This window comes from Streptacidiphilus alkalitolerans, assembly GCF_042511045.1.
Taxonomy (GTDB): domain Bacteria; phylum Actinomycetota; class Actinomycetes; order Streptomycetales; family Streptomycetaceae; genus Streptacidiphilus; species Streptacidiphilus alkalitolerans.
Window position 1 is genome coordinate 99,791 of the sequence record NZ_JBHEZX010000013.1, and the last position, 12,410, is coordinate 112,200.

The 12,410-nt window shown below is 63.9% G+C and carries 4 protein-coding genes; all 4 read right to left on the reverse strand.

What is annotated here, in order from left to right; genetic code table 11:
- Positions 1-8 precede the first annotated feature (8 nt).
- The 4 genes from ACEZDG_RS26495 to ACEZDG_RS26510 all read right to left on the reverse strand — a co-directional run bounded on the left by ACEZDG_RS26495 (position 9) and on the right by ACEZDG_RS26510 (position 12,407).
- Positions 9-1,310, reverse strand: coding sequence for a glycoside hydrolase family 15 protein (locus ACEZDG_RS26495; RefSeq protein ID WP_380513873.1), 1,302 nt, complete (start codon positions 1,308-1,310; stop codon positions 9-11).
- Positions 1,311-1,867: 557 nt separating this feature from the next.
- Positions 1,868-2,017 (reverse strand): pirin, encoded by a 150-nt coding sequence (locus tag ACEZDG_RS26500; protein ID WP_380513875.1) that lies wholly within the window; start codon positions 2,015-2,017, stop codon positions 1,868-1,870.
- A 366-nt stretch (positions 2,018-2,383) separates the two neighbouring features.
- Complete coding sequence (locus ACEZDG_RS26505; RefSeq protein WP_380513877.1) at positions 2,384-7,690, reverse strand: sacsin N-terminal ATP-binding-like domain-containing protein; 5,307 nt, start codon at positions 7,688-7,690, stop codon at positions 2,384-2,386.
- Positions 7,691-7,886: 196 nt separating this feature from the next.
- Complete coding sequence (locus ACEZDG_RS26510) at positions 7,887-12,407, reverse strand: DNA translocase FtsK (RefSeq protein WP_380513879.1); 4,521 nt, start codon at positions 12,405-12,407, stop codon at positions 7,887-7,889.
- Positions 12,408-12,410 lie beyond the last annotated feature (3 nt).

Below are 12,410 nucleotides of genomic sequence, written 5' to 3' on the forward strand. Positions count from 1 at the left end.
GCCATGGGTCACACGGCCCCGGCGCGGGCGCGCACGGCGGACAGGTAGGCGGCGTAGCTCCAGGTCAGGTTGTGGACGCTGCGCTCGTAGCCGGAGCTGCCGTCGAACTGCTCGGAGAGCTCCAGGTTGTCGCTGTGGTAGACGACGGCCTGCATCATGGCGTCACCGGTCGCCGTCAGCGCCGCGGCGGCCACCGCCGGGGCGGTCGAGGCGTCGATGCCCGACTGGGCGAAGAAGGGCCCGGACAGGTCGTCCACCGGCACCGCGCCGCTGGACCTGATCGCGGCGGCCAGCGAGTAGTGCAGTTCGGCGACGTTGCAGGTGGAGAGGGCCCAGGGGTGGCCGCCGAGCACCGGGTGCGCGGTGTCGCCGTCGTAGACGTCCCCTGGGTAGCGGCCAAACAGCGGCCCGATGCCGAACTGCTCCTTGTCCGCCTTGTTGATCGGGTAGAAGGCGATGCCGCCCTCCTCCCACTGCGCGCGCAGTTGGGCCGCCGTGGCCAGCAGCCTGGTGTCGGTGACCGGGACGGCGCCGTAGACGGCTGCCTGGACGATGTCGATGTTCGGGTCGTAGCCGCTGACCACCGGGTTCTGCGGCGAGGGCTGGGAGCCGTCGCCGGGGTCGGCCATCATGCTGACGTACTTGCTGCCGTCCCAGTGGTCGGCGAGGGCCTGGCGCAGCCAGTCGACGGCGGGCCGCAGCCCGGTCGGCTTGTCGACACCGACGACGGCCGAGGCCTGGACCGCCTCGAAGCAGCGCAGTTGGGCGGACCGGGCGAAGAAGCTGTACCCGCTGTGCTCCTCCCACAGGTTCGTGGTGGGGTCGCGGTAGACGCCGAGGAGGTAGGCCACGTTCGCGTTCACCAGGTCGACCGCCCGCTTCTGGGTGCCGAGGTCGAGCTGGTCGTAGGCGGCCAGGACGGTGAGCGTCTGCAGGGCCGGGCCGTCGTTCTGCTCGGTCCACGGGCGGGCGTCGCCGGCGATGTTGAAGCAGGCATGACCCTTCGTCAACGGCGGCCGGGCGTTGGAGTGGCAGAGGTCGGCGAACTGCACGTAGTCGTTGAGCGTCTGCACCGTCCCGCCCGGGCGGGTGGGGAGGTCGGCCTTGGCCACCTCCATCGCCGTGATGGCCCCGTCGCGCACCCAGTTGAAGACGTAGTCCTCGTCGATGCCGGGGGTGTCGGCCGGGAAGGACGGGGCGGCGATGACGCAGCCCGGCTTCGAGTCCCGGGAGACGTCGCCCGGCGACTGCGGATCGCTGAAGAGGAAACCGTCGCTGGCGATGTTCCGGAACAGGAAGGTGAACATCATCGGCACGAGCGTCGGCAGGTCGACCGCCCCCGGGGCAAGAGAGGTCTGGACGCTCGCCCGCACGCGGGAGGTTTCGGCCGGCCGATTCGTACGGGCGGACATGGGTGTGAACTCCGACATTGCTGGCCTCCGATTTTCCGAGCAGATCCATAACCGTCATCCGAACGGACAGCGCGCAGCGGCGAGGCATGTCTGTTCGTTAGCGAACGTATACTCTACAGTTCACCGAAAAAGGCAGATCAAAGGAAATGCATCCACACACCCCCCTCAAGCGCGTGATGCAGGGAAGGGTCCCACCAGCAGCTTTTCCTGGGCGGCACAAAGCCATTCCGAAGCAGCCTGGGACGTGGCCGTCCAACCCGGTGGACATGGCCTTTGGCGGCATTCATGCTTTTCGTAGCGCAGCCTACGACAGGCCGATAGGCGTCGCAAGGGAAAACTCGAATGTTGCGCATGGGGCCGGGACGGGCGCATGCGGCCCACTGTGGCAAATCTGCGCATTGAACCCTGGTGGTTCGCCTGAGAATCTCCGGATTCCGATTTCCCCCGCCACAGGGTCAGCGCTCGCGTCCCCGGGCCTTCAGCGGCACCGGGGGCAGCGCGGGAGCCGGGATCGGCGCGCCGTCGTACCCGTGGACGGTGCCGAAGCGGTCGCCGTTCATCCACTCCTCGCGGGCCTGCCCGATCTCCTCACCGGTGCGGGCCACGAAGTTCCACCACCACTTCGTTCGCCACGTTTTCGCAGGTCAGATGCTTGCAATGTCGATCAAGTCAGCATAAGTCAGCATCGGACCACCTCGCTTGCATCCCATTTAGCACAATTTGTGGATTCTGGGGCATGGCAGCACCTCATCAGCACGGTCTCCACGTTTGCGGCGCTGGACGCTTCGTCTCTCCGCTACCGGGTGGAGTTGCGCCTTGCCGGGCTCAGCGGTTCTGTGCATTCCTTGGGTCTGGCCGGAAAATCACCGCCTTCGTGGACGTGCGGGAGCCTGCTCCGGACTCGCCCGTTGGTGATTATCCGGCCAGACCCCCGTGCGGATCGACACGGCGCGATCAACGGCAGCTCGGAATCACAAGCGATAGGTGAAGCGCAACGCACCTCCCTCCTCCCGGTAGTACCCGCGCCCCCGCGCGCCGAAGGGGTTGGGGAGCATGTGCATTTGGAGCCGCGCGGCATCGAGGACCGACGTGACCACCAGCAACCGCCAACGGTCGTGGCCAGCATGCTGCTGGGCTGTCCGGACCTCGCTCTCACCCAGTTCGATCTGTCCGCCCTGCCCCTGTGTCGCTTTGACCTCGAACATCCGCGGCTGCTTACCTGAGCCGACCCGGAAGTCGAAGCCCAGTCCGTCATCCCCCGGTGTTCCGGGGAACGCGCCGCGACGGTTGGTGGATACCCAACTGCTCTCGTCGGTGCCGGGGTACTGGCGGCACAGCCAGTGGTAGGCGTACCACTCGCCCGCGTACCCGATCGCTGTCCGCTGGGCTTGGGATAGTCCGCTGTCGGCACGGCTCCGGCTGCCGCCCGGTCGGTGCCCGGCGCGGCTTTCCCTGCTTCGCGGCGCGAGCGGGGTGAGGTGGGCGAAGTGGTGGTTGCCGCCGACCAGCTCGGGCCTGCCCTCCAGCGCTTCGCGCAGGACGGCGTTGAGTTCGGTGAAGTCCCCGGAGTGCACGTCGAGTTCCCGGCTTCCCACCGAGATGAGCCGTCGGGCACGCTCCCGTGCTGCGCGGGCCCGGTTCGTCTCGTTCCGCGCTTGGTCCAGGTCCTCTGGCGTCAGCCCGTGGCGGTCGAGGTCAGCCGTACAGGGCAGGCCAGCCGGCCACTGTCCGAGCGTGGCCAGCCAGGCGACCACATCGTCCGGGCCCAGCACGCGGAAGTCGAGGGCACCGACCGCCTCCAACCGGGTGGTGATCTGCTCTGCCGGGGAGGGGGCTGCCAGTGCTGCGGGAAGTGTCCGCCCGGACGCCGTCACCAGGGCGGCGAGGTCCTCTGCTGTGCCCGCGATCACGCTCTTGTTCCGGCCGCGCGCATGGTCGATCGGCGGCAGCGAGTCTCCCGTCTCCGGAGCCGGCCCGCCCAGCCGTACGGCGAGTGCTGCTTCGACCTGCGCCCGCAGCAGCGCGGTGTCCGCGACGTCGACGGTCAGGGCCCAATCCGAGGGCGCGGTGATCCAGTCGAGGGTGCGGAGCTCCGGCCAGTCGGCCGGCGGTCGCCTGGCGTCGAAATCTTTCAGGGCTGACCAGCGGAGCCGGTTCAGCAGCTCCTTTCGGTGCAGGTCCACGAACGCCCGAAGTGCTTCCTCGTGTGCCTCGCCGTGGCTGATCGGCCGGTACCGCGGAGCCAGCGTGGCCAGGGTGTGGTTCAGCGCAGCGAAGTCGATCCCGAGCGCCGCTCTGAGTTCGTCTGTCGACCTGGCCACGCGGGCTTCACCGACAAACTGCTCAGCAACCAACGGAAGTTCGTTCTCATAGGAGCGAAGCACAGCGGTGAGGTCCTGGACGTCGCGGGGTGTTGGGTCGGTCAGCTCATCCGCCTTCGGCTGGCCGAGCAAGTGCGCGAGCAGCGGGTAGCCGCGTTGCAGGACGCCTCCGACCGCCCCGTCGATCCGCCGGCCGGTCTGGTCAAGCTGGTGGATGGAGAGGCCAAGGGCCCGGGCGAGTTCCTGCTCAGACGGTTCCCGCAGGTCTGCGTGGGCGTCCCCGAGTTTCAGAGCGGCCAGTTGCAGTCGGTCGCCGAAGCCGCGGTGTCCGATCAGGTCGGCCATGGCGACGGAGAACCGGGCGACCTCGCGCCAGTTCCGGTCGCCCTCCCGCGTCAGCAGCAGTGGGTGCTTAGCGTCGGACAGCGGCAGCACTCCGTCCAGCCGGTCCGGTACGGTGATAGGTTCTTTGTCGAGGGTGACCTCCCAGTCGATGTAGCGGTGCAGTCGAACCGCGCGGAGCGCGCCCGTCAGCTCTGTGAGGGCGGTATCGCTCGGCCGGGGTGCGTGTGGATCGTGATCGGCGAGTGCGGCTATCGCCAGGGTCAGCCAGGGGTATTCGTCGACTAGTGGCTCACCCATAGTCGCCGGGTCCACCAACTCGCCGTCGACGGTGGCCGAGAACTCCAGGGAGTCCACAGTCCGGAACGTGCCGGAGCAGATCTCTTCGAGCAGGTCACGGGCCTGCCGCGCGATGCCCGGGAGCACGAGCAGCGGCTGTTCCATCTCGCGGATCAGACGGGCGGCGAGGCTGTCGCGGTCGCCGGTGACGTACACCACCGCGCTGTCGTCAGCGAGTTCGGCGAGGGACATGGCCACCATCCGGTCGCCCGCTTCGGCGAGCAGGACGGCGTTCTCCGGGAGCTCAGGGTCGGGCTGTGCGACGAGTTCCTTCCAGGCACGCTCGTTGGCTCGTTGGGCCATGGGCCAGTCATCGCCGCGGATCGCGCCGTCCTCCAGGAGCCGGCCGAGGGCCACGATAAGGCGCGCGCTGTGCTCGGGATCTCCCCAGTTGGACAGGCCGGCCTTGCCGAGGCGATCCCGAACGGTCTTCGGCTCAAACAGGTAGCGCAGCCGCCGGTCGACCGTCGGCGCGAAGGCGGACTCATCCTCCGCCCCGGGCGGGCAGTACCAGGCCTCGGCCGGGCATACCCAGCGCACAGCGCTGCCGGCACCCCGTACGGGCAGCCAGGGCTGCCCGTGGACGAAGGCCTCCAATGGCGTTGGTACAAGCTCGTGGTCCGTCTTGCGGCTGCTCTCACTCGTCCAGACCGTGGTGAAACGATCCGACTTCCAGGTCGCCAGTCCGCGCAGCACGAGTCGGGCGTACGCCAGGCGGGCCGCCTCGCCGAGCCGCCCCACGACCTCCTGACCCGGCAGCCGGTAGGCGTGGCCGCCATTGTAAGGCGTCTGGGGGTACCACGCGGTGGACCACGACCGCCCCATGTGCGCAAGCCACTGCTCGTCGACCCCCTTGGGAACGCTCGCCATCCTGAGCAGATTGCGCGTCGTCAAGGCTCCGCCGTTGGCCCGGCGCCCGGCCCCTGGCGTGATGACGGGTATCAGTCCGTCGGTGACCCCGAGGGCGGTAAGGAAGTCGCGCCATTCGTCCAGAGTCTCGCCCCGCTTCACCACTTCGTCCGGCGGCGCGATAAGGCGCTGCGCGATCCACCGGAGCGCAGCCGACTGTTCACGCCCGTCCGCCACCACCGTCGCCAGGTCGTCCCCGGTCGTACCCCTCCATCCCATGCCGAAAGCCGCCCCGGAGGCCTTGATCAGCGCCCCGTCCGCAGAGGGTACATACAGCCCCACCGAGGGCAGCCCCGACTCCCCCGTGAGCTGTTTCGAGCACCACAGCCGGAAGACGAAACGGAGGGCTTGCAATCGCAGCTTCTGGTCCGTGCTGCCGGTCAGGGCCAGCCGGACGTGTTCCAGCAGGCCCGTGGAGTCGAAGGGCCGGACCAGACCGGCCGACTGCAGGAAGAACCGGGCTCGCTGCCGGTGCCCGCCGTCGCCGTTCTCGGCCCAGCTCAAATCGGGGTGCAGGCAGAAGAGCCGCTTGCCGAGCACCGCGGGCACCGCGGGCGTCCCTTTGTCACCGCGTGCGGCGGGCCCGGGCTGGAAGAACGCCTGCCGCCGCTGCTCCGGTTTTCCGTTGGCGCCGACGCCGTTCGCGCTCCGCAGCGTCCCGTCCTCGGCCAGCAGGATCATTCGTCCACGCAACATTTCCCCGTTGCCATCGAAGAGCGTGGCAAGATCCGAATACAGAACGTCCCATCCCTGCAAGGATTCGCCGGGCCTGGGCAGCGGCACGGCAGCCACGATCCGTTCCACCAACTCCGCCAGTTCCGACGGCTCGGGATCCAGCGGGTACTTCAGCGCCCGGCACACCGCCGCCAGTCGCTTGAGCCGGTCGGTGCCGACCTCCGGATCCACCACGGAGATTCCGACCGCGTGCGCCTTCTCAGTTGTGAGCAGGGCGAGTTCATGATCCGGCCAGAGCGTCGCCTCCCTCGGCGTTGCCCAGCGCTCTTCCTGCGGAGTGCCTGTGCTCCGCACCGTCGGCACGATGGGCACCTCGTCCAGATCACGGCCGTGAACCCGCTGGGCCGCCGCCGACAGCAGTCCCACGTACCTACCCGTCCACTCCCAGCTCACCAGGTCCACCGCCATCTGCCGCATCCGCAGTTCCGGCAACGCTCGCAGGTACTCCGACGCCGACAGGCAAGTCTCGGCTGCCAACTCGAACAGCAGTCTGTTCAGCGGGTGTTCGTGGTCCAGGTCGGTACGGTCCATCTTGGTGTAGAAGGGGGCATTGAGATGGCCCGGGAAGGGTGCGAGAACTCCCTCCCCAAGGGGCAGGAAGGTAAAGGTCTGCCCACGCCGCGACCTGGCGGCCACCACCGGCAGCGCCACCTCGACCACGGCCGGCTCAGCCCACTCCCGCCAGGATTCGTCCAGCCGGCCCAGGTCCACCGCCGCCTCGACGGTGGACCGCAGCCGGTCGTCGTCGACGGTGTGGCGGGCGATCACGAAGCGCCCGGCCGGACCGAGGTCGACCCCGGCGAGCGAAACTGCGCCAGCCGGGGAGGGGTCAACCAGGTCCAACGGCCGCTCGACGCGGGTCAGTTCGCTGACGGTCTCCACCACACCGGCGACACGCCGCTCCAGTACCAGGCAGGACAACCGGTCCAGGAAAAGCATCACCGGGACCTTGATCGCAGCCAGTTCCTGCAGGCGGCGGCGCACTTCGGTGAGCGCGGCCGCGTGGCGCAGCGGGAGCCGGACCACGGTCACGCTCCCCGCCGCAGCCAGTCGTTCACAGGACTCCGGCACCTCGGCCACCGGATAGGGGATCTGGAGCGGCGGCAGTTCCTTCATCGCTCGCCGGGCCGTATCCCGGTCCTCTAGCAGAGCCGCCAGCTCTTCCTCCAGGGCGAACCGGAAGCAGTAGCCATCCAGCACCACGGGGCCCGGCCCCGCACTGCGGGCGCTGCAAATTTCAGGTGCGTCCGTGATCTGCAGGACGCTCCGGAACCCCACTCCTTTGTTGCCGATGCCCTCTCCGACCACCTTCTCACTGATCGCCAGCTTGCAGACAGCCTCGACACTGTCCCAGGTGAAGGGCGTGCCGCCGTTGCCGACCAGCAGGGAGCCGAACTCGCCGTCGTCCTCGTCGAGGAGAACATGCACCCGACCGTCGTGCTGCTGCCGCGGGTGCGCGTCGTGCGCGTTCTGCAGAAGTTCCAGCAAGAAGCGACCGGCGTAGTCCCGAGCATTGCTGAACGACGCTGCCCTCAACTGCTCCGCCGCCCGCCAGCGCTTCATCCCCTGCCAGTCCGCGAGCACCTCCAGCGAGTACTCCCGCAGCGCGGCCGCATACTCACCGTCGATCACCAAACCCCCTCAACCCAGAGTCCATTCAAACGCTATCGCACGCCGCGACAGTCGCCGTGTGAGCTGCGAGTTAGCCGACCGGCGCCCTCTCGTCGGGACTGCACGGTGACCGGTGGGCGTCACCAACAATTCGGACCACTACGGAACTTGATCAAGGCCCGCATGGAAACGCCGCCCGTTTACCAGAGTTTACCTCTCACTGATGCTCCACCACTGGCGGGTAGGGCCCAGCCGCTGAGTATCCCTGAAGTCGCACCAAGCCCCGCCCCGGTGAAGCGAAGAGCATGTCCCCGTAGGGGAGAAGTCGCTCAGCACCCAGGGCATCGATGACTACTCTACTGTCAATCGCGGTCTGAACTCGCAGAGAAAGTCGAGCAAAATTGGCCTTCATGATTCCAGGAACAACTTCAACACTGGGACGCTGGGTTGCTGCGATGAGGTGTCCACCTACTGCTCGAGCACGCTGAACGAATCTAGTCACAAGCGTTTCAAAACGCCGCCTGTCCGAGGTGGACAACGAGATTTCGGAAAACTCGTCGATAACGATCACCAGCGGACGCAGCGGCGCTTCAACACCACGTTCGGCGGCATCTGCCATCAACCCAACAACATCGGTGATGATCTTAGGCTCGGTCCTCGACAAAGCGGCGTCAGCATACCTGTTGAAGTCATCAACACGCTCGGGGAGTCGCTGCTCGACGATCTCAGCAAGCAGATCTAGGGCTCCAGACGCACCCACGTGATAGTCGGACCCTCGACGGATTTGAGGCGTTCGCGCAAGATCGCGAAAATCGCCGATTCCCTTTCCGTCAATCAATACCAGATCCAAAGAAGTCGCAGAATGCAAACGGGTCAGCTGCCAGAGCATAGATCGAAGAAGAGTACTCTTGCCACTGTTTGTAGTACCGCCGATCAACAAATGTGGCAATTCGTGCACTGGAACCCAGAATGGGCGAAACTCAAAGTCGGCCCCGAGAGCCACCGAAAGCGTTTCTCCATCGGGGGCTGACAGTCCCGTCACGGCAGCAATCGACCGCTGACGCCGTGGGATCTCCAACACGGCGTAACGCGCGCGACCCGGAAGATTGTCCACCCGAATACCGGTAACACCTAGATCCCTCGCCAGATCAGTCTCCTGATTGGCGATAACGGCCAGCCGCGCCCCCGGCTCAAGCTCAAATGGAACTCTCAGCACAGAGGGGCCAACAGTGATGTCCCCGGCTTCCAGTCGACGCAGAGGGACGTTCCGCGCCCGCAGGGCCGAAACCACCTGGTGCGCAAGCTCCTCCCTCTCCACGCCGTCCAATAGATCCGAGACGATCGTCGCCTGTTGCTCTTCTGCTGCCTTCTCCAGAGGAATAAGGGAGTCAATCTGCTCAGCGTCTGAGGCCAATACATCCGCTGACGCGAGATCTGCCCCCTTCAGGTCAAAAGCCTGTTGCTCGCCAGCATCACTTGGCTTGACTTGATCGACCAGGGAAGGCAGCAAGTCTCCAAGGCTTGCTGGGATCATCACGGTGTCACGACCATGTCGTAGGGCTTGGCGCAACCAGTCGCCACCCAAGACCTTTAGAGGCAGTCCCTTAGAGCCGATGTGCTCAGGATAGCTTGAATCGGGCGCATCGATGCCGACCAAAACCACCTCGCCTTGAATGGTGACCAAATCACTCTCATCGGAGCTGTCGAAAAGATCGTTGAGGCGAACCACTCGGCGACGATACTCTGCCCAATCGACACGCCGGATATCTTCCCATTGCTGCAATGCTTCAAGGAAAACCTGACGCTTCAGGATTTCCCTGCGACTTGCTGCAAATGGATCCCTCTCAGACTGATGGAATACTCCGGAGAGAACCTCCATCATTTCAATGACCTGAGCCGGCGCGTCTTCCAGGACCTGGGGCGGAAGGTTTCCATCGATAAGCGGATCGCTGGTCGCCTTCACCTCAATTACCTTCACAAGTGGACCTTCATCGGTCCACTTGAGCTGAAGGAGGTCCGCCCGCCGATTACTCTTTCTTCTCTGAAGCCATTTTCTGGCAGCGTCAGTATCCAGGCTGAGAACCAGACTATCTTCGTCCTCTTGGAGATCAGCAAGTACGGCGGCCACACCTACCCTGCCGAGAATTGCGTCATCTCCCAGAGCCCCCTTCATTCCAAAGAATCCAAGCAACCCTTCAGGAAGTGCTCGCCTAACCGTGTTGGCCAAAAACATCAAAAGGCTATCCGGCTCTGGGTCGAGCCAGCTATTCCCTTGCATCATCTGCAGCGGGGGCTCCACAAGAAGTCGCAGGTCACGACAATATACATATGCTGTATGTGCACCGCTTCCGAGCCGACCGAGGAGATGGAGACGCTCCAGCTCATCGTCTGCTAGATCTACCGTACTCTCGGGAGGATCGATTACCTCTGGCGCTGCCAACGCACTAGTTGATTCAACTAGAACAAGCCAACTCGCCGCATTCCCCAAGTACGAAAGGCGATCAGTTTCCTGTTGTGAAAGAAGCGGACTGCGATCAAGCTCAACCTGTCCGGCACTAGACAGATCGGCCTGCTTAATAAGGAGAGAAGCAAGTCGCCCTGATGCAGATGGCTTGATTACGGTAGTTTTGTTGTGTGTAACAAATTCCCACTGAGTCACCACACTGCCCTGGTGGGGAGAGGAGAAAAGCTCGCCAAAGCCTGCCGTCCCGGAATCTGCAAGATCAAAAAGGACGGCCAGGTGTGGCGCCCCGCCCGATTTAAGGGCTTCAGCCGTAGGCACAGTCTCAAAAATCTCGACTTGGACGCGCATCCGATCATCGTGCTCAGCGGCCGTGGCCGCGAGCTTCGAACGGATTTCCTCAACGTTACTGACGCCGTAGATCCTCAGAGTGATCTGCTCTGCTGCGCAGGACTTCGGGTCCTGTAGTTGCTCGTACAGTCGCTTTGCCACTTCAGGGGTCGGCTCGACGAGAGCAATACAGAGACTCAGAACGGCGAAAGGGTGAACGACTAGAAAGCGATCGATAACCTGACGTAGTACTTGAGTTGTCTCTGGTGTACCCGATGCAAGCCGCCGACGTCCATAGACCGGCTCGCCGGTGCCCGCGATTCCAGAGAAAGCCAGGGCTTCCGGGTCCTTACCCACCACGATCCCCAGGGACGGAGCAGCTGGGTCAAGGTTCGCAGCGACGGTCTCTAGAAAATCGCCGTCGGGCGTTTCTGGCATCTCCCTGAAGAGGGTTGCGGCACGGACCCTGGGTTCCAGCACGACCGGGTGCAGCGGGAGAACCCTGGCCCTTGTCCCGCGTTCTCCCTGCTCAATCACCAGATCAACAATGGTCAGCGCGTTCGCCAAATGCCGCACATACGGAGCTTCGCGCTTAGGCAGTTCAGCGCGCATTTCTCCCATGGCGGACCAAAGGTCTTCCCATGCCTGAATTAGATCATCGGCGCGAGAAAGCAACTCATCAAAGGCAAGGAAGAGTTCAACGCCCTTAGCCAAAATCGATCCCATGTAAGGAGTGAGAGACTCCCGCCTTTCAATCAACCTATTGAGGGCGTCTAGTGCACGCCTGCCCGAAATAGGAGCGTTCTCTGCTAGGTCCTCAAGCCTCGTGCGAACGTCAGAAAATGAATGCCATGCAGTTACCGTGCCGAATTTGGCAGTCTCTCCACCCGCGATCGATGCATAGAATCCCGAGTGCCAGTCCTCCCCGCTGGTCTCACTCAAGTCCTCATCGAGAAACCCTTCGCCGACGGATGCCGGCGTGGGCTGGTCTCCTGTCAAGGTTGGATCGTCGAGAACTTCCGCAGGACTGACTGCTTCCCACTCGATGTCTTGGCCATTGACATCGAGGGTGCCAGAACCATCATGGTTCCGAACAGCCTCTAGCAAGTCGTCCACTGAGATCTCGCCTGACTGAGCCACGTCGACAATGCTGGTTCTGCTTTCTTCTTCTCCGACTTCCTCTTGAGAGACTCCTGCCCTGGACTGCGCCGACAGTAGTGCGCCCCTAACTTCATCGAGATTCAGGGATTTCAACAACTCCCGGTCCCCTTGCCTCGCGAATGTGCGAAGTCTCGCGTATGAAGGGGTCGAAGCTGCGATTAGACGCTGAAGGGTCGCGGGATCCGCGTTCCGGATGATGTCGACCGTTTGCTCGTTGAGTTGAATTCGAGCGAGATTGATGTCTTGAGAAAAGCGCTCATCAGGCAACAGACCCAGCCGCCAGAGCTCTTTACGGGCAGTATCTCCGCTACCTGGGCGGAGCGGGGAAAGCGCAACGCAGTAGTCGGCAACGAGTTCCAGAGGAATATTTCGACGGCGAAGAACGTCGAAAAGTTGAACCGCCTTGTGGCTAACCCCATTTTCCTGATTAGCCGCCAGAAGACGGAAGAGGCCATACCGGATCTCTACTTCGTTGATCTGCGGCACACCCGCGAGTCCCTGAGCGCGATTGCGATGCAAATCTCCGAGAATTAGCATGGGAAAGTATCCCCTATTTCGCCAATGAATCGCTCGAGTCACGTGACCAGTAATACGGTCGGACTCGGGGAGCGATTTAGTGAAATCAGCGACACGCAGATCTGAAAAACGGACTGTGAGACTATCAACAATCTCACCGTACGAAATTGACTCAACCATTTGAGGCAGGCGGATGAATCCAGCGCCTGAATTATACTTCTGGGTGATCGATTCGGCAATCACCGAAGTCAGAAGTTCACCGGCGTTCATCGA

Excerpts from the sequence above, each read along its gene's own strand:
- ACEZDG_RS26510 (WP_380513879.1), bottom strand. The coding sequence starts at position 12,407 with ATGAACGCCGGTGAACTTCTGACTTCGGTGATTGCCGAATCGATCACC.
- ACEZDG_RS26495 (WP_380513873.1), bottom strand. The coding sequence starts at position 1,310 with ATGATGTTCACCTTCCTGTTCCGGAACATCGCCAGCGACGGTTTCCTC.